This is a genomic window from Bradyrhizobium sp. UFLA05-125, assembly GCF_059803515.1.
Genome location: NZ_JBANBJ010000007.1, coordinates 159,864 through 183,470, shown reverse-complemented (window position 1 = coordinate 183,470; position 23,607 = coordinate 159,864). Strand labels below are relative to the sequence as shown.

16 protein-coding genes and 3 pseudogenes are annotated in these 23,607 nt (G+C 57.7%); 5 read left to right on the top strand and 14 right to left on the bottom strand.

Annotated features, from left to right (window positions below):
• Positions 1–17 precede the first annotated feature (17 nt).
• The 4 genes from SO156_RS10615 to SO156_RS10600 all read right to left on the bottom strand — a co-directional run bounded on the left by SO156_RS10615 (position 18) and on the right by SO156_RS10600 (position 5,960).
• A complete protein-coding gene (locus tag SO156_RS10615; protein ID WP_498534751.1) occupies positions 18–1,604 on the bottom strand; it encodes a S10 family peptidase in 1,587 nt (528 codons plus the stop codon).
• A 142-nt stretch (positions 1,605–1,746) separates the two neighbouring features.
• Positions 1,747–3,294 (bottom strand): AMP-binding protein, encoded by a 1,548-nt coding sequence (locus tag SO156_RS10610; RefSeq protein WP_498534750.1) that lies wholly within the window; start codon positions 3,292–3,294, stop codon positions 1,747–1,749.
• A 7-nt stretch (positions 3,295–3,301) separates the two neighbouring features.
• A complete protein-coding gene (locus SO156_RS10605; protein ID WP_498534749.1) occupies positions 3,302–4,072 on the bottom strand; it encodes an enoyl-CoA hydratase/isomerase family protein in 771 nt (256 codons plus the stop codon).
• Positions 4,073–4,904: 832 nt separating this feature from the next.
• Positions 4,905–5,960: an ABC transporter substrate-binding protein gene (locus SO156_RS10600; protein WP_498534748.1), complete on the bottom strand. Its 1,056-nt coding sequence runs from the start codon at positions 5,958–5,960 to the stop codon at positions 4,905–4,907.
• Between the two features lie 592 nt (positions 5,961–6,552).
• On the opposite strand from SO156_RS10600, the gene SO156_RS10595 reads away from it, so the two are divergent.
• Positions 6,553–6,888, top strand: a complete 336-nt coding sequence (locus SO156_RS10595; RefSeq protein WP_498534747.1) for a hypothetical protein — start codon at positions 6,553–6,555, stop codon at positions 6,886–6,888.
• A gap of 1,191 nt (positions 6,889–8,079) precedes the next feature.
• Here the strand turns inward: SO156_RS10595 and SO156_RS10590 are convergent.
• The 8 genes and pseudogenes from SO156_RS10590 to SO156_RS10555 form a co-directional block, all read right to left on the bottom strand.
• Positions 8,080–9,084 carry a LysR family transcriptional regulator gene (locus SO156_RS10590; RefSeq protein WP_498534746.1) on the bottom strand — a complete coding sequence of 335 codons (1,005 nt, stop codon included), beginning with the start codon at positions 9,082–9,084 and terminating at the stop codon, positions 8,080–8,082.
• 512 nt (positions 9,085–9,596) lie between these two features.
• Positions 9,597–11,310: pseudogene (locus SO156_RS10585) on the bottom strand (MFS transporter).
• Positions 11,311–11,414: 104 nt separating this feature from the next.
• A complete protein-coding gene (locus tag SO156_RS10580) occupies positions 11,415–12,428 on the bottom strand; it encodes a saccharopine dehydrogenase NADP-binding domain-containing protein (RefSeq protein ID WP_498534745.1) in 1,014 nt (337 codons plus the stop codon).
• Positions 12,410–13,204 carry an enoyl-CoA hydratase/isomerase family protein gene (locus tag SO156_RS10575; protein ID WP_498534744.1) on the bottom strand — a complete coding sequence of 265 codons (795 nt, stop codon included), beginning with the start codon at positions 13,202–13,204 and terminating at the stop codon, positions 12,410–12,412. Before SO156_RS10575 ends, SO156_RS10580 begins: the two co-directional genes overlap by 19 nt.
• A gap of 11 nt (positions 13,205–13,215) precedes the next feature.
• On the bottom strand, positions 13,216–13,596 hold the full coding sequence (locus SO156_RS10570) for a hypothetical protein (protein ID WP_498534743.1): 381 nt from the start codon (positions 13,594–13,596) through the stop codon (positions 13,216–13,218).
• 111 nt (positions 13,597–13,707) lie between these two features.
• Positions 13,708–14,808, bottom strand: a complete 1,101-nt coding sequence (locus SO156_RS10565) for an ABC transporter ATP-binding protein (protein WP_498534742.1) — start codon at positions 14,806–14,808, stop codon at positions 13,708–13,710.
• 154 nt (positions 14,809–14,962) lie between these two features.
• Positions 14,963–15,775: an ABC transporter permease gene (locus tag SO156_RS10560; protein WP_498534741.1), complete on the bottom strand. Its 813-nt coding sequence runs from the start codon at positions 15,773–15,775 to the stop codon at positions 14,963–14,965.
• 11 nt (positions 15,776–15,786) lie between these two features.
• A complete protein-coding gene (locus tag SO156_RS10555) occupies positions 15,787–16,611 on the bottom strand; it encodes an ABC transporter permease (RefSeq protein WP_498534740.1) in 825 nt (274 codons plus the stop codon).
• A 1,249-nt stretch (positions 16,612–17,860) separates the two neighbouring features.
• Between SO156_RS10555 and SO156_RS10550 the strand changes: the two genes are divergently transcribed.
• From SO156_RS10550 to SO156_RS10535, 4 genes and pseudogenes are all read left to right on the top strand, one after another.
• Entirely contained in the window at positions 17,861–19,366 is a 1,506-nt protein-coding gene (locus tag SO156_RS10550; RefSeq protein WP_498534739.1) for an amidase, read from the top strand.
• A gap of 580 nt (positions 19,367–19,946) precedes the next feature.
• On the top strand, positions 19,947–20,168 hold the full coding sequence (locus SO156_RS10545) for a helix-turn-helix domain-containing protein (protein ID WP_498534738.1): 222 nt from the start codon (positions 19,947–19,949) through the stop codon (positions 20,166–20,168).
• Positions 20,135–20,212 (top strand): annotated as a pseudogene (locus SO156_RS10540) (hypothetical protein); the annotation flags it as partial. The gene SO156_RS10545 and the pseudogene SO156_RS10540, both read left to right, overlap by 34 nt.
• 27 nt (positions 20,213–20,239) lie before the next feature.
• Positions 20,240–20,397: pseudogene (locus tag SO156_RS10535) on the top strand (IS630 family transposase); the annotation flags it as partial.
• Positions 20,398–20,575: 178 nt separating this feature from the next.
• Here the strand turns inward: SO156_RS10535 and SO156_RS10530 are convergent.
• Complete coding sequence (locus SO156_RS10530) at positions 20,576–21,604, bottom strand: ABC transporter substrate-binding protein (RefSeq protein WP_498534737.1); 1,029 nt, start codon at positions 21,602–21,604, stop codon at positions 20,576–20,578.
• 545 nt (positions 21,605–22,149) lie between these two features.
• Positions 22,150–23,424 carry an IS701 family transposase gene (locus SO156_RS10525; RefSeq protein WP_498534736.1) on the bottom strand — a complete coding sequence of 425 codons (1,275 nt, stop codon included), beginning with the start codon at positions 23,422–23,424 and terminating at the stop codon, positions 22,150–22,152.
• Between the last annotated feature and the right edge of the window lie 183 nt (positions 23,425–23,607).

Sequence of the window (23,607 nt, the reverse complement as noted above, 5' to 3'; positions counted from 1 at the left end):
GCCGGATCCCAAGCCCCTCAACCAGCCTTATTCTGCGCAGCTACGTCGTAGAATTGACTGAGGTCGGCGTGCATCTGCTTGAGGCAATCGAGGTCGAGATAAGCCATGTGGCCCGACGGATAATATCGGATGGACAGGTTGGCCTTAATCTCCGGATCTAAGAGCATTTGGTTGATATCGCATTCGGTCTCGAAAAAGAGCGTGGATAGATCGTACAATCCGTTTAGCGATAGAACCTTCATGTGGGGGTTCTCACGCATGGTTTGGGCCAAATCGAGGTAGACTGGCGACACAATGTCTTGTGAAAATACCCGCTTGCCGCTGCGGTTTATGACGTTGCGGCGGTAGTCCCAGGTCGCGTAAGCTCTGTCGTTCCAGAAGCGATATTCCAAGTTGGTTTTGTAGTTAAGTTCGCCGGCAATGTAGTCGCCCGCCGCGCCAATGAAGGCGCCGGAGATGGCCACAGTGGACGGATCGTAGCTGGCAGCCTCGCTGATGCTATCCTCTTCCCGGCCGAGATAGCGAGTATCAAGGTAGCCGATAATGCGACCTTGGTCCCGTAGCAACTCGCGCCTGAAGCGCCGTTCGCTCACGCGCAGCTTGGCCTTCTTGATGTAGTCAGCCGATAGGCCAGTAAAGGCGGACATCTGCTGGGCAATCTGATCGAACTCCTGCTGGCCGATCGCGTGCCCTTTGAATAGCGCGGCAGCATAGACACCGCTGGCCCATGCGCGAGCATCGGCCAGGAAAACAGCGATGTCGTTCGGCTTGTTCGGAATCTTGTTATGGAACCACGCTGTTGCCGCATAGGTAGGTAGGTATTTCACGTAGATGAGGTCGTCTACCCCGATCTGTGCAGCAGGATTCAGCCAGCACGCCAGCAGCACCACGCCGTTAAGGTCGATACCACATCGGTGTAGTTTATAGGCTAGGACCGCCGAGCGTGTGGTGCCATAGGATTCGCCGAACAAGAACTTGGGTGAATTCGCGCGGCCATTCAGCAAGATGTAGCGGCTAATGGCGCGGGCGAAGGCGTTTGCGTCCTGTTCGATGCCCCAAAAAACCTTGATGTTGGCCTCGCTGAGCTCGCGCGAATAGCCAGTGCCAATAGCGTCGATGAACACCAGGTCAGTCTTGTCGAGTAGGGTGTCTGCGTTGGCGCCAAAGTCGAACGGCGCCGAGCCCATGTGGTCGGGGCCGGTGGTCTTAACCCTCATCGGACTGAAAGAGCCCAAGTGCAGCCAGATGCTTGAGGAGCCTGGGCCACCATTGTAGATAAAGGTCACGGGGCGATGGTTCAGGCCGCCCTTTGGATTGTCGAGCGTGTACGCGACATAGAACACGCTGGCAGTTGGCTTGCCGTCGTCGTCGCGGATGGTCAGGGTGCCTGCCGTGGCCTTATAAGCTAAGGTTTGGCCATGAGCCTGGATGGTGTGGCTAGTCACCGAGTTCTGCTCGTCAATCGGTGCTTGGGCGGTAGCGGCATTGATCTTCTCGTCCACGCCCGCGACGCCAGATGTGGGGTCATCGCCTGCAAGCGCGCGTGCGGCTAGGGCCGCCGGAGCGACGGCAAGCAATTGTGCAGGGACCGCAATGGGTTTCATCGGATTTCTCGCTATAATTATAGGGAGCTGGATTGTTAAATACCGCGCGTCTGACACCAGCGCTTCGAGCCGCTCAACTTTGGCGCGGGTCGCAGAGCTATTTCAGATCATTCCGAGGACTGCCGAATGGAGCTGAGCCCGCCTAGATCCGAGCTGATTGTCGCGCCGCCAGCCGATCCCAACAGCTGCCCAAATCCTTTGAAAGCAGATGCTTCAAGATCCTTTGACTTGGCGTGCGCTCGAACTCACCGACGATTTCGATGTATCGTGGATTCTGATACGATGCGAGGCGTTCGGAGAGCCAGTAAGACAGACGTTCCGGTTCGATTGACTTGCCTTTCTTGGCTTTCACGAACAGTTTGATATCCTGTTCGCCGAGTTCCGCAGCTACGCCGATCATTGCGCAATCCTCCACAGCAGGATGATTGGCCGCTACGTGCTCAACTTCCCAAGCCGATACGTTCTCCCCCTTGCAACGGACGCTGTCCGTGATGCGTCCATGGAACCAGAGATTTCCTTCTGTATCCAAGATGCCCGAGTCGCCCGTGCGCAAAGCTCCCACTGCAAGAGCTTTATCGGTCGCTTCTTGATTGTCCAGGTACCCTTTGAAAAGCGCCCCCTCCAATGAGGACCGAACAACAATCTCCCCTCTGCAGCCGGGAGCAATGGGATTGCCGCTCTCATCTACAACGTCAACAGTGTACCAAGGCATCGGCTTGCCAACCGAACCGACCACTCCTTCGGTGTTGCAAGTGGTAATGCTCGAGGCTTCGGTCATGCCATAGCACTCCCGGATTTCCACACCGAAGCGATCCCTGAATTTTGGCCAAACGTCTCTTGGGCAGCCGCCCCCCCAAGCAATGCGAACGGAGTGTTGACGATCAAGATGGCTTTCTGGCTGCTTCAACAGAAGCTGCAAAACGCCGCCCAGATAGTGAATGTACGTCGCGCCAGCGCTTCGCGCCTGACTCCAGAAAGTACTAGCGCTGAAACGATCGACCATTGCCAATGTGACATCTTCAATGATCGGCAGCGTGATCAGTTGAGCGCCGCCAATGTGGAAGAGCGGCTCCCAAACGAAGAATACATCCCCCGACCTCATCACCGTCAGGATGCGAACGGCCTCTCCGGCAAGCCGCAACATGCCATGCGTGACGAGAACACCTTTTGGTCGTCCGGTCGTGCCCGACGTATACATTATCGCGAACAGATCATCAGCTTCGAGGCGAGCATCGGCGAAAGCTAGTTCCTTCTGCAGAATTGTCTCGAGTGAGTGTTCATCATGCGGCTCACCGATCGTGATCAGCGCATCAACTGAAATCGCGGCGCCGCAATCTGCAATGATCGGATCAAACTCGCGATCGCAGACCACCAGTCTCGGCTTACTGTGATCAAGAATGTAGCGTAGCCCCGCACCTTTCTGCTGTGCATTTACTGGAACCCAGACGGCGCCTGCTCGGCCGATCCCGAAAAGTACAGGTAGGGATAGCCGCGAATTCCGCATCATCACGGCGACCCGATCACCTGGCTGTACGCCTCTAAGACGTAGCTCGGCCGCAAATGTCGTAGATTGCTTCTTCAACGTCGCAAACGTGATCGCTTCACCGTTGAACTGGGCAAAGAGCTGGTCCGGCTTCTGGTCCGCCTTCTTGTTGAAGTCTGCGATAAAGCCTTTAAGCGACTCGACCATGGGAAGGTTACGCCTTCTTGGCTGCACGTTCGGCCAGGAATTTTTCCATCATCCGAGCTGTTTCGCCTGAGGCGTAAGCCTCTCGATGGATCCGCGCTGCCGCATCGAGACACTCGCGGAATCTGACCTCCGTCATCTCGCGAAGCCACTGCTTGTCTAGGCGCATGGCAACAGGAGGCTTCGCAGCCAATTCCCGCGCTAGCGAAAGAGAAGCGTCGAGGACGCTTTCCGCTGGAACAATCTTGTTGATGATTCCAATTGAGTGACACTCCGCTGCATCCATCAAACGGCCGCTGAGCGTCAAATCTGTGGTGCGAGCGAGTCCTAGGATTTCCCGCATAATCCAGGGCCCAGTGACACTCGCAATGCCGGAATTGATTTCGGGCTGCCCCATCCGCACTCCAGCATGACCAATGCGGAAGTCGCAGAGAAGCGCAACTTGGAAGGCCGAACCGGCAGCAACACCATTCAAAGCCGCGATCAGTGGCTTAGGAAGCGACCGAATGACATCGTACAAACGCTCCCACTCTGCGATCCATTTGGAACCGCTGTCACCGTCGAACGTCTTCGCTTCGTTGAAATCTTGACCTGCACAGAATGCCCTGTCTCCCGCCCCTGTCAGAACAATCGCACCGACTGCATTGTCGTTCTGAAGCTCCAGGAGGGCATCAACGAATTGGCTCCGCATTGGAGCGTGCCAGGCATTGAGGATCTCCGGCCTGTTTAGCGCGATCACAGCAACCGGATCTTGTCTATCAATGAGAATGTAGCGCTCCACGGCTCCGCCTCTCGTATTGCTATCCCTAATATCGAACGTCGTATCCTTCATCCAGGGATTTGTGGACGAACCGTTCCGGTCGAGCCAATACCAATTTCGAAGTAGCCAATACCAGATTGGAATTTATGCCGCCCGGTGGTCTGTGGCTAATCAATTCAACTTTCATGTGTGATCTCGCCACATGGCAAGTGCGTGCCGGCTCCGTTGCCGCGATGGCCTCGCTATGGGTCCGAGGGCCGGACGCCTCCGGTCCCACTTAGCCTGAGACCGGCGATCGAACTTCCCGCTAATGCGGATGAGTTTAGCTGCCGGGACATCCGCGCCGAGTTTTCGAGACGCCGATGCAGTCGAGTCGAGCGCCAATTGCTCGCTCGCAATACTCGTCCGCCTCCTGCTCCAGGATTACACTGTCGAGCAACCGGACGAATCCGACGCAGGCCGCCGCGTAAAAGCGCCGCAGGACGACTCAAAGGTTTCGCGGCCGGCTTGAGGGTCTCGACATCGACGAGCTCGAGATACTGCAGCTAATCGACCTCGTGCAAATGCCGGCAGGATTGCTATGAGCTTCGACCTCGCGCTCGACTGCTAGCAATTACGTTCGCGCGGCGAACAGACCTGTTCGCAAGCGCCTGCCGGAGCTCTTGATGGAATAGCGATCGCGGTCCCTCATCGCGAGCCCGTGCGACGCCCGAACCGGAAGCACCGTGATGTTTTCAATTGTAGGGCCATACGACGCATGACCGTACAAATGAGGTGCTAGCCTAAGTCACAACCGAGTTTCTATTTAAAGCGTGACCGGAACGGGACTGACTCGTCCTAAGAATCTGAGCACTCAGGTCAGAATCCATTCCTTGAAGCGACGCGATACCGCCTCCAGATTGTCTGCCCAATACTTGCCGTCGAGAACGAGATGGTTGGGATTGTTCATATCGGGCATCCACTTTCTCGCTTCGGCACCTAACATTGACATTGCCTTTTTGGAATTTGGAACCGAAAGGAACGTATTGAATAATCGCGCCTGAACCTCCGGCCGTGCGGAGTAGGCGATAAATTTCATCGCGTTCGCCGCGTTCGGTGCGCCCTTAGGTATAGCGAGGTTTTCGGTGGTAAGCAGGTTCTGCTCAAAAGAGAACGCCAAGGGCTGACCGCTGCGACCAGTCTCTTTGACGCGACCGGCGTATGAATAACTGAAATCCACCTCTCCCGCCTGCAACAGGGAGATCGTCTGAGCAGTCGCAGTTATCCACGAGGCAACGCTGGGCTTGATGCGATCGAGCACCTTGAACGCGCGATCAACATCGAGCGGATAAATGTTCTTCGGTGCGACGCCATCGGCGAGAAGCGCGGCCTCGAGCGTCTCGTTGGGACGATTGCGAAAGGTGCGGCGACCCGGGAACTTCTTCGGGTCGAAGTAATCGGCAAAATTGGTCGGGTGTTTTCCTTCACCGTGTTTGCTCGGGTCCCATGCTATGCCCCCGGCGTACATGTCAAACGCGACGTACTCACTGGTTGGCGGGAATGTCATGTCCTCCAAGTCAAGCTTTGAAAGATCTAACTTTTCCCAAAACCCCTGCTTGGATCCAGCTGCGGCCACTTCGGCTGATGCGCTAAAAACATCCATAGCTACATTACCTGTGAGCTGCTGAGCCTTCAGTTTTGCGAGGTCCGGTGTAGAGACGATACTGATCTTGATTCCTGTTTCCTCGGTGAAGGGATCGGTCACAGCCTTGACCAATGCCTCCTGAAAGCTTCCTCCCCAACTCGTGATCGTTAGCGAGCCAGAGTTCGCTGCGGCGGGCGAGGCCCTGAGTACCAAGGGTGCCGAGAGTACGCCAGCCGCTCCGGTCAAGAACGAGCGACGTGAGAGTGTTGACACTGATTTCTTCATCCCTGCTGCACCTTAGCTTGGTTGGTTGGTTCGGGTCACGGTTTTACTTCGTGAGGCACCGCCTCGCGATTTCCGGATCGTACTGGACAAGCATCCTAGCCCTGAGGGCGGTTAGCGCGGCATCTTAGCGCAGGGCTCCCAGGGACGACCTGCTCATGAGCACCGAAAGAGCTTGATGTCGGCTCCAGGCACAACTTGCGAGACCTCCGCTTGAGAGTCGGTCAATGTGAGGAGGAGGACCAACGACGAACGCGCCGTTCCCCTCCTTCAGATTATCAATTCTGATTGATCCCGGTGCAATCTCGCCAACTGCCTTCAGTGAGTCCAATACCATTTTCAGGCAGATCCATGCCAGATTGGAATTGATTCGCTCTTTCCGAGATACGCCAAAGGACAGTGACGTTGTTCGAGCTGGCGGCCGACAGCGCCGCGCGATAATCGTGGGAGGCGTATTGGGCGGATTCAATCGATCGTCGCAACACCAGACTTTTTCCCTCATGGCAGCAATGACGCGTTCTACAGCAACGACGCCGTCCCCTAGACCGGCGGCGCCGAGAAGAGCAAGGGCTTCAACCCGGCGCGCGGCGCCAAGGTGATTGCCTGGGCTAAGGATTTCCTCGACCAGTCGGTGCCGCTGGCCACGGGCAACTGGGCCGGCGTCAACGTGCTCTCACTGGTGAACGACGCGCTGGAGGCGAGCGTCCGGAGCCACCAGGCTTGCCGACTCGAAACAGTTCGCCGGCTATCGCGGCGAGGCCGCCAATCCAGAAGCCGTGCTTTTGGTCAAGAACGGCCTGCATATCGAGATCGTTATCGACCGCCAGCGGCATCGGCAAGACCGATGCGGCCAGCATCGCGGGCGGAATCGGCACTGACCAGGATCCAGGACTGCGAGGATTCGATCGCCGCCGCCGATGCCGAAGACTAGGTCGTCGTCTACCGGAACTGGCTCGGCCTGATGGAAGGCGTGCCGAGGAGATCACCAAGGGCGGCAGGACGTTTACCCGCAAGCTCAACCTGGATCGCCGCTATACGGCGTCGAATGGCGGCCAGCTGCTGGCCGGACGCTCGCTGATGCTGGTGCGCAATGTCGGCTACCTGATGACCAATCCGGCGATTACCGACCGCTGCGACCACGAGGTGCCGGAACGCATCATGGATGCCGCGCTCACCGCGCTGATCGCGTTTGCATGATCTGTCGTGAAGCCCAAGGTACATGGGCCGGAAGAAGTCGCCTTCACCGTCGAGATATTCGAGGCGCTGCTCGGCATGGAGAAAAGCCATCAAGATGGGCATCATGGACGAGGAGCGGCGCACCACCATCAACCTCAAGGAGGCCATCCGCACCGCGAAGGAGCGTGGTGTTCATCAAGACCCGCTTCCTCGACCGCACCGCGGACGAGATCCACACCTCGATGGAAGCCGGCCCGGTAATCCGCAAGGGCGATGTGTAGCAGGCCGCTTGGATTTCCGCCTATGAGGCCTGGAACGTCGACACCGACCTGGAATGCGGGCTCGCCGGTCATGCCCAGATCCGCAAGGGTATGCGGGCGATGCCTCATTTGATGGCAGCGATGCTGGAACAGAAGATTGCCCACCCGACGCTGGTGCCAACACGGCCTGGGGCCATAGCCAAGGGCGACGACCCTGCATGCCACGCACTATCACAACGTCGACGTGCATGCAGTGCAAGCTGCGTTGAAGAGCCGACCGAGGCGAAACTAGACGAGATTCTGTCAGTACCGCCAGGGCGTCGGTTGCTCGAAGGTGCCTGTATTCGCTATTTCACTCTCGTCCCGGCCGACGGGGTCGCGTCACTATCGTACCGGACATCGGCCGCGGCTTGAGCAACAAGCTTGGATTAACGATCTGCGCTCCTGGCCATCCTCAAGGCGGGAAGACGAAGGTACATCACTCGTCAAAGGACTCTAGGCACGTTGAGTCACTAGCCGAAGGATATGATCACTCCCTTGCGCCAGATCGTCGCCGATCTGGTCGCTTCGTCTACTATCGATTAACCACTCGGCCGCTGAGGCAAGGGCAACAACTACAATCCGAGATCAACGACCATATACGAAGAGGCTCGAGGCGATCACTCTTTGTCAACAAAGCGACCTAATTAGCCTCGACTCAATGCGCGCTTAGGGGCGCCACGCGTTGCTGAGTGGGCCCTATCTATTCTGAACTGCGTTTCACCCCGCCGACGTTTAGCTGGCCGAGCCATAGGAATCCAGTTTTCGTGTTGCTGTAAAGAGGCGGATATGACGTCGACAGCCATGCGCTTCAGTCCGGCGAACTCATCTGACCTGCACACCACTGAAGTCCACCATCGGATTGGCGTGCCTTCCAGAGGCCTCCAGACGAATTCTTGAGACTCGGCGTCACCACGCCGCTTTGCCATCCGCTCTGAGGCAAGTGCCACGGCGGATTCTGTTCTCAAAATCGCCTTCGCCATTCTCGTGCTCTGAAGAACACGCGAGGGAACGTAGCCTCCAGCGCGGCAAAAATCGAGCACTTCGTCGAAAAGACCCGGGTTCATTTCACGCGGAAACAGTACAAACGCATAGGGTTTTAGATCTGTAAGATGCAGCTTATCTTGCATTGCGAGGGGATGCCCAGCGGCAACAACCACCCCCAACGGCAGCGCAAGTGGCGCCGAGACCCTAAGCCCCCGTTGCTCGAACGGATGCCGTAGAACCCCTATATCTATCTCTCCGGCCGCCAGCAGACGTTGTTGCTCCGATGTAGACGCCTCAACAACTTGTACTTCCGCCTGCTCCTGCTGCAGACGGCCTACGACGCTCAAGACTGTACTTCGCGAAGTTTCCGGAGGAAATGCGATCCGAAGCCGCCGTGATTGGCTTGGTGAGAGTGAGCGCACTTCACGTAGAGCAGCGTCAAACGCCTGCACAGCATGGCGCGCTTGCGGCAGAAACTTCTCGCCCGCCCTAGTCAAACTGGTCTTTTTGCTGGTACGGTCAAACAACTTTACGCCCAGCTCGCCTTCTAAATCCGCAATCCGCTTCGAAAGAGGTGGCTGGCTCATGTTCAGACTGCGAGCGGCCCTCGCAAAGCTGAGAGCTTCAGCGACAGCCACGAAATAGCGGAAGTGCCTGATGTCCATCTAATGACTATAATGCGACAAAAGGCTGGCATCAAGAAGGGCAATCCGCCTAGCTGACGTCAGGCCTGTCTGAGCTTATAGGCTACCAGGGCATTGGTATCGAGGAGACTCGGTCCCTTCATTAGCGCCGTTCGAATGGAGCTCGGTATCTACCGATAATTCAGCGCGAAGGTCTCGATGCTCATCACCTGGCCGGTGAGCTAGCTGGCGACCAGTTCGCATTGCATACCGGTGCGCGAGCCAGGGAAGCAGCTGCTCGGCGACGTCACCCAGGTGACCGAGAGGCCGTACCGATCCGGCGTCTATTGAATAGAGCACGAGGAAAGCCCGGAACACGTCTCCACCTCGCCTCGCCGACGGAGCCCTTAGGCAAATCAATCAAGGGTAGCGCCGCACCTGCCGTTGAACCGGTGATTGCCACGTAGGGTCAATCTATTTCCATCGTACGGAGCCGCTAAGTCTCTCTTCGGCCGCAGGCGCCGCTGGTTCCTCCCTCTCATTGGCGCACTTGCTCACCGCCACGAACGCGCTCCAAATAGACTTCTTTTTCTCGCGGCTTGCGCCGCTTTGATCGTCGGCGGTATTTCGGCGGTGCCACGGTCGGCCGTGTCGTCGCTCGACGATCCGAACGGCCGCTCCAGCATGCGGCGGACACGCACTGGGTTGGGGCCGATGTGGAAAGCCATCGCCTGCTGTTCCATCGCGCGCTCCGACTGCGTCGAGCGGCTGCGCTGGCGCAAATAGTCGAGCCAAGTCGGGCAGTGATACCGTTCGGTCCACAGTTCGGGATCGGCGATGTCGCGCGCAATCGACCAGCCAAAGGCGCCGTTGCGTTGGCGCGCCAGCTGCACCTCCTGCATTACATTATGAAACGCCCGCGCGTTTTCCTGCAGCACCCGATATTCGATTTCGATCACAATCGGGCCACTGCGCCCGGTGAGCGCAAGCCGCACTGTGGGATCGGTCAGCACCTCCACTTCCTCGCCCCGCGCGCTGATCCGCGGCATGCGCAGCCACTATGCCGATCAGCGGTGAGGCAAGCATCAGGGCGACCGACACCAGGAGAGCCGTGTTGACTCCAGCGGCGTCGGTCAAATGGCCCCAACCCCAGCTACCGACAGCAATCCCGCCTGAGCTCGCCGCCCGGTAGGCGGCGAGTGATCGGCCCGCTACCCAACGAGGTACCGACAGCTGCACAGCAATGCCGAACAGCACCCACGCCATCATCCACACGGCGCCCGCCAAGACCAGTGCGGTCGCCGTCAAGATCGGCTCGCCGCTCATCGCCACAGCGGCAACGGACCCGCCCATCGTCAGCGCACAGGCGCGAATCGCTGCCTCTCCGCTCATGCGCTTTCGTATCTCAGTGATGTTGAGCGCACCGATCACGGCGCCCAGACCAAAGGCGCTGAGCATAATGCCATAGGTTTGCGCGCCGCCATGGAGGAGATCGCGCGCCACCAGCGGCATCAGCGCAATGACAGCGCCACCGATCATGCCTGTAACCATGGAGCGGACCAGCACGATCTTGATCGCCGGCGAATGGATAATGTAGCGCACGCCGGAAACGATGGCGCGGCTAAGCTTTTCAGGCGGCAGGCGCGAGGGTTCGGGTATGCGTTTCCACATGAACAGAGCGAGCATCAGCGGCAGATAAAGCAGAGCGTTGAGCGCGAATGCGGCCACCGCCCCTGCGGTCGCTACCACAATGCCGCCAAGCGCAGGACCCACGCTGCGCGCGACATTGTAGCTGATGCTATCAAGCGCGATCGCAGACGGCACCGCCTCCGCGGGCACCTGCTCAGGAACTGACGACTGCCAAGCCGGTCCCATCAACGCCATACCGCTACCGACGGCAAAGCACAGTGCCAGCAAAATGTTCGGCGTGACCAGGTCGAGCCAAGCGAGTATAGTCAGCACCGTCGCGCCAGCGAGCGTGATGCCGAGCGAGACGAGAGCCACAATGCGCCGATCATATATATCGGCGATGGCGCCGGCCGGCATCGCGATCAACATAACAGGGAGCATTAGCGCGGTTTGTACCAGTGCGACTTTGTCGGCTGTCGTCGTCATCTGCGTCATCGCCCAAGCCGCGCCGACGCCCTGAATTAGGAGACCGAGATTCGAGAGCAGGCTTGCAAGCCATATGCGGCGAAAGGTGAGATTGCGCAGCGGCGCGGTAATGCGGTCCGCGCTGAACGTCTGGGGCCTGGGCAGATCAGTCATATTGACTCAGTGGCTCGCTGCGGACTTCGCAATAGCAGCAAAGTCATTTGGACACCCCGCACCTCGATGCCCAAGGCATAAATGGCGTGGATCTTGTCCGGCCACTACCTCCGACCTGGCTCAAGCGAAACGCCCAAACCTTTTCGCTTCGCGTTGGCGATGGCACGGGCGCCTAGCGCGACGTCGAGCACACCAATCCCGAGGAGAACGAGATGAATTTGCTTGTTACATGGCGGAAGTTGGAGTTGACCCGACATCACGCTGGCCAAATCTCCAGCGATCCGATTCCAGCCCGCTCCACCTTCGCGGAAATCACTGCGCCGCTGCCTTATGCCGTCGGCGTCGTCAACGACGATCCACGCTTTGGAAAGAAGTTGGAGATCGACCTCTCGACGCGAGCCGAGCGAGCAAACGATCGCATCATCTTGAAGCCACTCAGCACGAACGACATCGGTATCTTCAGGAACGCCAGTAGACGTAAAGACAACGTCGGCGTTACAGACGGCGCTGCGAACGTCCGAAGTAGCGAAGAATGTCACGTCGCGCCGAAGTGGCGCAACTACACCTTCGCAAGCGGCTCGTGCGCTTGCCTCTCTTCGAGACGCCACGGTGATGCGTTCGAACGACTGTGTCGCAGCCAAGAATTTCACCAGCGCGCGTCCGATCGCTCCGGCGCCAACCACGGCCGCCTCCTTCAGAGGACGTCTGCCACATGCAGATGCAGCCGTGACCGCCATGGCAGCTGTTCGGTCGGACGTCAGCTGCGTGGCATCCAACACTCCGTCGAGCAGCCCTGTTTCTGCGTCGCATACCAGGATCGTGGCCGGCACACGTGGCAAGTGCCGCGAGTGATTCCTGTCGGAGACTGTGAACCACTTGATGCCTGCTGCAGAGCTTGAGAGCACGCATCCGGAAACGCTGCCCATGTGGAGGTGGCTATCATGGATGTCCACTCCAAAACCCGTCTTTGGGCCCTTGACCACACACGTACTGTTCAACTCACGCAACGTTTGGCTTACGATTTCATGGATTTCCTCCACACTAAGGCAAGCTTGGACAGTCGAGGCGTCCAGATATAGAGGTGAAGGTGGGGCCGTCTTTAGAGGGTCAATTGGCATGCGGACTGTCCCATCAGGCGTTGCGTCTCTCGAAAAATTGACTGATCTTTCTGAGGAGCACCGGTGTTGAAAGCTTCACGGTACGCTGCAACAGCCGTTTCCATGGCGCTGGAATAGCGCTCCTGATCAAATTTGCGATTTGCGGCTTTAGAAAGCTTATGCGCGACGCGAGGTTGTTTCGAGAGACGTCGAGCGGCATCAACTGCGGCGTTGAGCACTTTCGACTGCTCCACGACCTCCTGGATGAAGCCGAGTTGTCTCGCTTCCTCGACAACCATCAGTCGGCCCTGCAGTGCAAGTTCAATCGCTCGACGGGCGACCCGCTCCCACATCAGCCACGTGCCGAAGATGCTGGGTAGCCTAGAGTTCACCTCCGTTTGGCCCACCCTGACGGCAGGATGAGCAACCACATAGTCACAAGATTGGGCTATCTTGAATCCGGATCCCGCCGCAACGTCATTGATCGCAGCGACGAGCGGCTTACTAAATTGCCTCATTGTGGTATAACAAGGCCTGGGGCGATTCAGCCACGCCTCGATGTGCACCGTTAGATCCTGACCGGAGCAGAACGCTCTGTTGCCTTCTCCTGTCAGGACGACTGTGGTGACATTCGTGTCCGCGTCGGCGGTGAGTAGTTTGCGCGCGAGTTCGTCACGTAGCGCAGTGGTCCAGGAGTTGTAGCTTGCCAGCCGGTTGATCGTGAGCACCAGTACGCGCTGATGCATCTCGGAAAGCAATTCCTCCGGGTTGTGGGCGAACTTCTGGCCTTCTGTCATCGTGTCATCCCTTAGACAGCTCGCGCCGGCCTGTCCCGGCTTGCTCGACATTCCGGCGTTGAGGTCGGCATGGCTCTTCTGGAAGCGCGTTCGTCGACTTGCGTGAGAATTTCATCGACGAATCGAGTGAATCGCAAAATTAATCTATAGGCGATGCGGAGTTCCAGGTTGTCTGCGCACAACCATTTGCCTCCTAGATAGGTGCATCCATATTCCTGGATTATGGGCTCCCCGCCCTCGGGGATACCAATATCATTTTCGTCGGGATTAATTCCATATTGGAAATGATCCCGCATTGGGCGCGGGCTCACCGTCGTGACGTTTTTAAAGCTGGGGGGCAGGTACATGAAGTCATAGATGCTAGGAAGAGGACGCCCGGCCATAGCATCCATCGGTCGGCTTCTCCGTCAACGGCGTCCGACTCCCCTACCACATCTCCGACTCCGAAGTTACGTAACTGTTGCAGGAGCTCTGACTTGCTACTTTGAGTTGACGGGCGATCGTCATTTGTCGAGAATCACCATATCGGATGGTGACCAGCAAAGTCGCACCCGCGCCCCAGGATCGGGCCTCGACGCGGCCCGCTCGGAAACCATTTTGGCTATCATGTTCAGACCGTTCTCAACGTTGATGCTCACGCGGGTCAAACCGCCGATGAAAGAGCTGCTTGCGACCTCCCCGCTCAAGACATTGGCGTCGTCTGTGACAGGCTGATCGACGCTGTCGATCCGCACCTTCTCGGGTCGGACCATCACCAGGAGCTCCGAGCCTTCGGTCCGAATGGCTCCAGGAATGGCAATCGACTTGTCTCCCGCGATCAACATCCGACCAGCAGCATTCGTTCGTCCAGTGATCAGATTTGATTCTCCGATGAACTCCGCCACGAAGCGGTTGCGAGGCTGGAAGTACAACTCATCCGGTGTCCCTAGCTGAGCGATTTGTCCTGTGCTCATGAGGCAGATGCGGTCGGACATGTTGAGCGCCTCTTCCTGATCGTGAGTGACGTAGATGACGGTTGTTCTCAGATCCTTGTGAAGGCGCTTGATCTCTCCCTGCATCTGCTCGCGCAAATTCTTGTCCAGCGCCCCGAGTGGTTCATCCATCATGATGATAGCCGGGGAATAAACGATACAGCGCGCAATGCCGACGCGCTGCTGCTGACCACCCGATAGCTGGCGTGGCTTCCGATCTTCAAAGCCACGCAAGCCGACTCGCTCAAGCGCCTCTGTCACCTTGGCCCGGATTGTCTGCGCGGGTTCACGGCGCACGCGCAACGGATAAGCCACATTTTCAAATACGGTCATGTGTGGCATCAGGGCGTAATTCTGGAACACCATCCCAATCCCCCGATCGCGTGGAGGCATTCTTGTAATGTCACGCCCGTCCAAGCGTATTGTGCCCATGGTTGGCGCGGTCGCGCCTGCGATCAGATTGAGGAGCGTGGTTTTGCCGGAGCCTGACGGACCGAGCAGGGTCAGAAACTCGCCTTTCGCTACGCAAAGATCGGTCGGATGCAGCGCCGTGACCGAACCATACATTTTCGAAATGCTCTTCAGCGCGATCGTATGGTCGATCTGAGTACCGAGAACGGTATTGTCCTGCATGGTACTCACTCCTTTGCGGGAGGGGTGCGCCCCTGTCCGCCGCTCCCGCACAAAGTGTTGCCGGCCATGTAGCTGAACTTTCTTAATAGATTGCTCTTTCCCGATCTGGCGGCTCATCCGGAAGTAACTCCTCTGAACGTCGAGTGGATGTGGATCAGCCATCGATCGGCGTGGATTTCTTGAATGCGATTGCGATCATGCAGACTAAAACAGAAAGCATCGTCAGTAACGTGGAAACGGCGGCGATCACAGGAGATATTTCCCATTGGAGAGCGCTGTACATCTTAACGGGGAGAGTGACCGTGTCGGGGCCGACCAGGAACCAAGAGATGATAACTTCATCGAAGGATAGCAAAAAAGCGAAGAATACAGCGCTCACAATGGACGGAACTAGTTGTGGTACAACGACTGTAGTGAACATGCGTATCGGACCTGCTCCCATCAGTTCTGCGCCGAACTCGAGATTGCGATCCAGTTTGTTCACTCCCGCCACGATCATGACGACGACATAGGGCAAGGTGACCATGACATGGCCGAGCACGATAGAAAGCGTCGACCCGGCTATCTTGAGATAGGAAAAATAGAGATAAAGTCCGAGGCCTGTAACGATCGTAGGAACGATGAGCGGGCTCATGATAATGCCGGTAACGAGCCCCTTCCCGACGAATTCGTGGCGCGCGATCCAGTAACCTGCAGGAACACCGGCAAGCATTGCCACCGTTGTGGATGCCAGCGACACCTTGAGGCTCTCGAAAAGCGGCCCTAACCAGTACGGAGACGTGACGAAAATTCCGAACAACTCGAGCGAGTAACTGGTCGGCGGGAAAGTCAATTCGTTTGTCGGGCCGAATGCCATCGGGACAGTGACGACTATCGGGGCCAGGAGAAACAAATAGACAGCCCCAGCCAGTCCCGTCCCGAGGGCACGGTATCGACGCGAACGCGGATCGTGAATGAGTTCAGACACCGTGTAATCTCTCAGGCCTTGCGCCGGCGCCAGAGCGTAAACGGAACGGCGAAGATGAAAACCATGCCGAATAGCACCACGCTGATGGCAGCCGCCTGGGGCCAGTCCAAGACCTCTCGGTTGTAGAAGTCGACGAGATTCGACAGCGTTTGATCTTGCGGTCCGCCGAGCAGTGATGGGACGACGAATGCCCCCAAGGACATGACGAAGATGCTCAACAGAGCGGCTATAACGCCGGGCAAACTCATGGGAATGGTAACGGTCCAAAAGATACGGGCCGGCTTGGCTCCCATGATACGGGCCGCGCGGTAGATGGCTTGATCGATCGCGAGCAGGCTGGCGAGAACCGGTAAAACGACAAGGGGAATCAGGTAGTTCGTCATTCCGACGAGGAGACCGATGCGATTGAGCACGAGGGGCAGTTGGATTTTCGTACCGAAGATCCAAGTGAGCACGCTGTTAATGATTCCGTCACGCCCCAGGATGATCGTAAATGCAAAGCATTTCACCAGAATGCTGGTCCAGAAAGGAAGGAGCACCAGAATTATCAGAGCGGCTCGGCGGCGCGCAGGTTGGCGGGCAAGGTGCAACGCGACAACAAATCCCAGAAGCAAGCTCAGCAGAGACGACAAGCTGGCGATCACAAGTGTCGTGACGAGCGTTTGCCTGAACAATCGGCCCGCGAATACGTCGCCGTAAGCAGCCAAGGACAGCGCTGGTCCATGGACGCTGGTAAAGAACACATACAGGAGCGGCGGCAATACAATGAAGGCGGCCACCAGGACAGCTGGCGACATGAAAATAGCTTGGGTACGAATGTTACTGATCTGATGCATGCGCTCCCTGGAAGTTGCGAGTAAAGATAGCAGTTCTATAGCGCGCCTGGAACAACCCGAATGGAGCTACTGCGGGACAGCTGGGGGTGGCAGTCCTGACGAGCCTGCTGTCGCGGGTGGGGCCTGCAAAGTTGGGTAACTCACGCGCATTCCCGCCTCCTCCTTCCCTCAAAATTCCATTTTGGTTTAACAGGAGTGTCGGCTAACGCCTAAGGCAACGCCAATACCAAATTCAGACCGATTGATACCAGATTGGAATTGTTGCGTGACTGCGGTGTTTGCTTGCGAAAAGCGGCGCTAGGTCATCCTTCCGCGTGCCGATCGGGCCCGAGTTCGGTTCCCTTTGATACAGCGAACTCGGATCGTGGTCGAGCAGATCGGCCATGTGGCTTGTCACGCAGATCTTGGTGACGACATTCCTGTACCTCGCCTTATCCGCCGCAATGTCACTTGGTCAGGTCGTTTCCTCTATCCGACTGCATCGCAACGCGCGTCAGGCTGACAACGCTGCATGAATTTGAGATCGGGTACGGCTGTCGACGAGTAAAGTTGGCGAGGCGCTTGATGGCCCAACTTGGTCGCGTTGCCCGTGCAGGCCGCCGAGAAGAAGTTCGACCGGGCGATGACGGACAGCGATTTTGGAGGACCCGACGCTCACTCGCGGGCGCAACGCGCAGGCGACTACGTCGCGCCAGAGCAATCGTGTTTCAGATTTCCCGTGCGCTCGCCGAGTTCTTCACAAGCCGCGATGTGTTCTTGGGTCTGACAATGTTTGCTCCGCCCTCTGCTTATCGGCGAGATCCATCGCCTGAGCGAGGATCTGTCCCACCGACAATCGACGCGTCGGCGTATCTGGCCCGGGCAGCTCGAGCAGCAGCGCCCTGGCGGTCAAAGGCTCACGGCACCGGTCGCGACAGCGGAGATTGCGTCGATCTTCCGCTCGTAAAAATCCACAGAAAGTGATCAGGCTGACACTGTCAAGCTACTGTACCGATGTGCGCCAGCAGACACGCGAACATCCATCGCAAGGACCGATCGTCGCCGTTAAGACCCCTGCCATCGAAGACGCTTGAAAAGCAAGGGAATACCGATCCGCCGGTGCGCATCAAGATCAATACCACACTGGTATTGATCCATTTTGCAATTGGTATTGGAACGAGCTCAGAGCTTCCTTTTATAGTCGCTTTACTACAGCCTAATAGTGCGCTCGTGCCAATCTCACGCGAGAGCTCGGCTGGTCCGAGTTAGAGTGAAGTCGCCATTCTTCAAAACGTCAGCGCGAGCTTACTTCGGGCATTCTTGGTCGATAACCGGGGTTAGACAGTTGAGCTTCCACCGATATGATGACTACGACGCAATTGGTCTGGCAGATCTCGTTCGGAGGAAAGAGGTCAGCCCTAGCGAGCTTCTTGAAGAAGCGATCGCTCGTACTGAGCGAGTGGATCCAAAGATCAATGCCGTTGTGGTGAAGCACTATGAATACGCACGGCAGCAGATTGCGGCGACGTTGCCCAATGGCCCGTTCAGGGGGGTGCCGCTACTCCTGAAGGACGCCACTTTGCTCGCGGGGACGCGTACAACCTATGGGGCGAACGCCTACAAGGAGTTTGTCGCTGATCACAACACCACGCTCGTGGATCGGTTTTTGAACGCAGGCTTCGCAATCTTCGGAAAGACGGCGATGCCTGAGCTTGGTGGGCTCGGCACGACTGAGTCACGTCTGCACGGCCCGACCCGGAACCCGTGGAATACGTCTTACTCGGCAGGAGGATCTTCAGGTGGCGCAGGCGCTGCTGTTGCAGCGCGAGTTGTTCCCGTTGCACATGCCTCGGACTCAGGAGGATCTACGCGTATTCCTGCGGCCGTATGCGGAGTTTTCGGACTGACGCCGACACGCGCACGCAATCCCATCGGGCCGGATCGCGGGCAAGGATGGGAGAACCTGGTCACGTGCCCTCACGTGCTCACCCTGAGCGTGCGCGATAGCGCGGCGCTGCTGGATGCGCTCAGCGGGCCGGAAATCACGAGCCAATACCATGCTCCCCCGCCAGAGCGCCCGTTCCTCGATGAAGTCACACGTGATCCAGGTCGGCTCAGAATCTTCTTCACGACCAAGACGCCGTATGGCACGGAGATCAATCCCGAAATTGCAGGAGCAGTACGTGATGCTGCCCTGCTACTTGAGAAGCTCGGACACCATATTGAGGAAAAGTCGCCGGTGCTGCCCGCAGACCCAACCGAAGTTGGCGAGGTAATCGACGGGGCCAATCTGATCGCTGCGTCTGTCCGCGCTGCGGAGCAAAGACTGGGGCGGACAGTGACCGGTGATGACTTCGAGGCGCTCACACTGCTGCGCGCGAGAAACGCGCAGTCAGCCACGGCGGTCGAGTACGTTCTGGCAGAACACGCCGTTTACGGGATCGCGCGGGCACTCGCCGAGTTCTTCACTGGGTGCGATGTGTTCCTTAGCCCCACCCTTTGCGATGAGACGCCTCGTTTGGGCGATCTGGATGGAATGAATCCCGATCTGGATCGGATTCAGAGTATCCGTCGGCGTGCCTGGCCTGGCACTTTCATGTTCAACATGTCTGGCCAACCATCGATTTCCGTTCCGCTGGCTTGGAGCAAAGCAGGACTCCCGATCGGAATGATGTTCTCGGGGCGATTTGGGGATGAGGCCACCCTTTTCCGCTTGGCCGCACAACTTGAGCACGAGCGCCCTTGGCGTTCCAAACGCCCACCAATCTGCAGTTAATTTTCCTTCGATCTGGGCTTCGCTTTCGCTAGCTCCGGCAAGCGCGTCTTCAATGCTCGCCACCTTGAACACGCATCCCTCGCTGCGCTTCACCAGTCAGTTCAACCCGAAGCGCAGACAGTGGGGCCTTCTTGATTGCGATCCTAACGTCGCTGATGAGGTGAGAGATTTCAGGGCCCGGCGATCTTACGAGGCATTTCCTCTGCGGCGGCGAGGTAGGCCAGGATCTGCTGTTACGTCCGGAGAGGCGCCTGTAACAATCGCGTTGCCCACGAGCCGCGCGATCTATGCCGTATTCGTTCACGCCGCCAAGGGATCAACCCTGCGAAATGCCCGAAGATTTCGATCGAATCGTGCGGTCAATCGCAGCCAAAATTTCTTGACGACAAGTGCCGGAACGCTTCGGAGTCGCCCGAGATCCAGCGGCCCGACTCACAAGTTCGCATTCATAGATTCGCAGTAGATTCGCGTCGACGTGCCAAGCATGGAGACAAACAGCGACGGAGTCTCCAATGGCGGTCCAGCAACTCGCCCCCTTGATGTTGAGCAATGACGAGCGCGCCGAATCGACGTCCTGACGATGCGGCGGAAGCCGGCGCAGGCGCTGGCTCTGAGAGCCCGAATAGTGCTGACCTGTGCGGAAGGTGGTCAGAACATGGAAGTAGCGGCCAGGCTAGGGCTGGACCGGCAGACCGTAGGCAAGTGGCGGCCGCGTTTATGGAGCGGGGCTTGGCCGGGCTGCACGATGAGCCGCGTTCCGGCGCGCCGCGCACGATTGACCAAGCCCGCATCGAAGTCGTGATCGTGGGAACGTCGGAGAGTTGCTCTGAGAACGCCACCCATTGGAGTTCTCGCGACATGGCGAAGACCAGCGGCCTATCGGTCTCGACGGTACAACGCATCTGGCGGGTCTTCGAGCTCAGCAGCACCGGATGGAGACGTTCAAGCTCTCGACCGATCCGAACTTTGTGGCCAAAGTGCGCGATGTCGTGGGCCTCTACGTCTCACCGCCGGAGCACGCCATCGTTCTGTGACGCGAACATGGCGAGTGGCCGCTATTCAGAATTCCCGCAGCACCGTTGGAGCCTCTCGGACATGCGCGAGATTTTCGTCGAACTTGAGCGTGTTCACTGAAATGTTGAGCGTGTCGTCTGTCGGCATGCCTGCCTTGAGCGCACCGGCGTCCGTCCATAGACGATGCCGATGTCCTTACGTCAGGATCCATTCCTTGAAGCGTTTGTCGAGCTCCACATAACGATCCGCCCAGAATTCTGCATTATAGATCACGTGCTTCGTGCTGGAGGGATCCGGCCCGTAGTTCTGAACACTCGGATTCAGAAGGCCTTCGGTGCCCTTGAGCACCGGGGGGGCGGTCATGTAACCTACCTTGTTCACCCAATTTGCGGTCTGTTCTGGCCGCGTAATGAATTCGAGGAACCGCATCGCGGCCTCCTTGCGCGGCGTTCCCTTCAGCACGCAAAAATACTGGACGGTGCTGATGCACTGATCGCGTGAGAGTTCGATAGAAACCCCCGTCTTCTTTGCATCGAACACCCGGTTCGCAAAGGTATAGGTATAGTCGACCTCCTTGGTCTGGATGAGCGACGTGCCTTCGGCGGTGGCCGCAAACCATTTTTTGACGTGGGGCTTGATGCGATCCAGCGATCGGAAACCCCTTTCGACGTCGAGCGGATACAGTTTGTCCGGCGCTACGCCGTCCGCGAGCAAGGCCATTTCGAGCATACTGGTCACGCCATTCCGAAGGCCACGGCGCCCGGGGAAGTTCTTGACGTCCCAGAACTGAGCAAAGTCCTTTGCCGGAGCCGGCGTGCGGGTTGGGTCGTAGGCGATGCCCCCTGAGTAAACGCCCGCCGGGACGCCAAAGGGGGAGACCTTCACCGTGAATCGATCAGGGTTAACAATTTTGAAGTCGATCGGCTCCAGCAGGCCTTCTTTTGCTGATATATATGGGTCACAGTCGATGACGTCCCACAATATGTTATTGGTTTCGACTTGGGCCTTCATCTTCGCTAGTTCAGGACCAGTCACGGACTGCACGGCAATACCTGTCTCGGCTGTAAAGGGTTCGAGCCAGAATTGCCGCAGCAGCTCGCCGTAGGTCCCCCCCCAACTCACGACCGAAATCGTCGTGGTGGCACCGGCCCGGCGCGGCAGAACGAAGGGAGCTGCAATCAGAGGCAAGACCGCCCCGATCTTCAGGGCGTTTCGACGGTTCATAGGAGTCATCCGCGTTTCCTCATTTTAAAAACCAGCTGATCAGACGAAACTCTGAAACCGCAACGCCACCCTGCGCAATGTAGCGAAAGCCGCTTCCGTCGGCGTCGAATGATATGGTACCGCACTACGGCATCGGCGCTCGAGGGACCTAACTGCGATTCGCTCGAACCGCCTGCGTTTTAATAGCTTTCATGCAGTCTCCTGGGCGGTCCGTCCGACAGGCCATTCAAACGCTATATATGCCAGATTGTGTTCGTTATCGGCGCGCAAACTCTGTGCGAAACGGACTAACGCACCAACTTTCAGTAAAGTGTATTCCAATCACCTCACAATGGCACGCTTCGTACGGTGGAGAGTCAATGGCCTTTCTGAGCCGATTGATCTCTGAGCCACCATGCCGAGCAAGTGGGGAGCCGGGCACGGCCGGCTTTGTGATTGCCAGTTGTGCATTCATGTGCACCAGCTACAAGCCTCGATACACCCGGGCGATGAAGATGCTCTCTTTCTAACACTACTTTGGCAGAATCGGTCTGCGCCAGTGTTTTTCAAGGATTTTTTTTCGGCAGTGTGGACACCGTTGAGACGACGGCCGAAGGATGAGATCGACGATGGCGTGACGTACGGCGGGCATGGTTGGCTGAGGCGGAGGTCCGTTGATTCTTTTTTTTCCGCCCCGCATGTGCGAGGCGACGATGCTGCAGGAAGGCGTAGGCAATCATTGTCATCAGGGCGTGGCGATGAAGACCCTGCCATGATCGCCCCTCGAAGTGATCAAGTCCGAGCTCCTCCTTCAACTGCTGATGCGCCTGCTCACAAATCCATCTTGCCTTGATGGTGGCGGCTAGTGTGCGCAGATCCGTCGCCGCAGGGAGATTGGCAAGATAGTATTTCTTCTCCCCTGAGGCGCGTTGCTCGCCGATGAGCCAAGCTTCGTCGCCCGGGAGATGCTGCTGACCCTTATCCCAAATCCGCTGAGGAGGGCCGTCGGCGGTGCGGACACGGAGAGCAGCAAATCGGGCTTTCAGCCGACCTTTCGTCCCGCTGCGCCAGCTCACGGCTTTCCATTTGGCGCTGGCCAGCATTTGTTCTGCCGCAATCGATAAGATATCGGGCACGTGCCGGGGGATGCCGACAGCCCAAGTCAGCCCGCGCTCTGTTAGCCCTTGTCGAAACGGTGCGCTAAGTCCGTATCCTGCATCCGCCAGCACACATCCCAAGCGCAGGTTGGCTGCCATGGCTCGGTCAATCTCGGCCAAAGCAATTTCCGGCTTGGACCGTGGCGTTTGGTGTTCGACTGGCACGCGAGCGCGCTTCAAACGAGACACGTCGCTTGTCCAACCGTCAGGCAGAAAGAGACGTAACGCGACCATCACTGGCACTTCGCCGCGCGCAAGCGTCAAAGACACCAGCGTTTGGCAATTTGCCATTTTGCCAAGAGCGGACGCATATTGAGCCGCAACACCAACCGAGCGTTCGCCCTTCTTCGGCAGTGAGGTGTCATCAATAACCAGCACCGCATCCCTACCGCCGACAAGTCGGTCCGCCTGGTTGAGCAGCTCCGTCTCGAGCGGCGTCGTGTCCCAGACACCGTCCGCAATGAAATGGTGCAGCTGGTCGTAGTTGCCCGTGGCAAGGCGCTCCGCCATCGGCTGAACGCTCTTGCGATCGCCAGGACCGATCAGTCCCGCAACATACAGAGGACACATCCGCTGCCGAGTCTTATGACCCAGCCGGTCCAAGAACGGCATCAGCCAGCGTTCAAGTTCGTCTTCCCATCCCGCCATGGTCAGCCCTCCAAGAGCCGACCACCCATGAATCATTGAAAAATTGATTCGGGAATCCTATAAAGCACGGCAAAACCGACAATCTGCCAAAGTAGTGATAGGGGCCGGACTCAATTTGATCCATCAAGTGACGGCGGCGACCAAGAGGATGGCGGAAAGGAAGTTGTCGGCTCGTTTGTCGTAGCGGCAACACATGCGCTCGATGAGATTGCGTCCTTT

Bases quoted from the DNA above. Each gene is read 5' to 3' on its own strand.
- SO156_RS10615 (WP_498534751.1), bottom strand. From the start codon at position 1,604: ATGAAACCCATTGCGGTCCCTGCACAATTGCTTGCCGTCGCTCCGGCG.
- SO156_RS10610 (WP_498534750.1), bottom strand. From the start codon at position 3,294: ATGGTCGAGTCGCTTAAAGGCTTTATCGCAGACTTCAACAAGAAGGCG.
- SO156_RS10600 (WP_498534748.1), bottom strand. From the start codon at position 5,960: ATGAAGAAATCAGTGTCAACACTCTCACGTCGCTCGTTCTTGACCGGA.
- SO156_RS10590 (WP_498534746.1), bottom strand. From the start codon at position 9,084: ATGGACATCAGGCACTTCCGCTATTTCGTGGCTGTCGCTGAAGCTCTC.
- SO156_RS10580 (WP_498534745.1), bottom strand. From the start codon at position 12,428: ATGCCAATTGACCCTCTAAAGACGGCCCCACCTTCACCTCTATATCTG.
- SO156_RS10575 (WP_498534744.1), bottom strand. From the start codon at position 13,204: ATGACAGAAGGCCAGAAGTTCGCCCACAACCCGGAGGAATTGCTTTCC.
- SO156_RS10570 (WP_498534743.1), bottom strand. From the start codon at position 13,596: ATGGATGCTATGGCCGGGCGTCCTCTTCCTAGCATCTATGACTTCATG.
- SO156_RS10565 (WP_498534742.1), bottom strand. From the start codon at position 14,808: ATGCAGGACAATACCGTTCTCGGTACTCAGATCGACCATACGATCGCG.
- SO156_RS10555 (WP_498534740.1), bottom strand. From the start codon at position 16,611: ATGCATCAGATCAGTAACATTCGTACCCAAGCTATTTTCATGTCGCCA.
- SO156_RS10545 (WP_498534738.1), top strand. From the start codon at position 19,947: ATGCGGCGGAAGCCGGCGCAGGCGCTGGCTCTGAGAGCCCGAATAGTG.
- SO156_RS10530 (WP_498534737.1), bottom strand. From the start codon at position 21,604: ATGAACCGTCGAAACGCCCTGAAGATCGGGGCGGTCTTGCCTCTGATT.
- SO156_RS10525 (WP_498534736.1), bottom strand. From the start codon at position 23,424: ATGATTCATGGGTGGTCGGCTCTTGGAGGGCTGACCATGGCGGGATGG.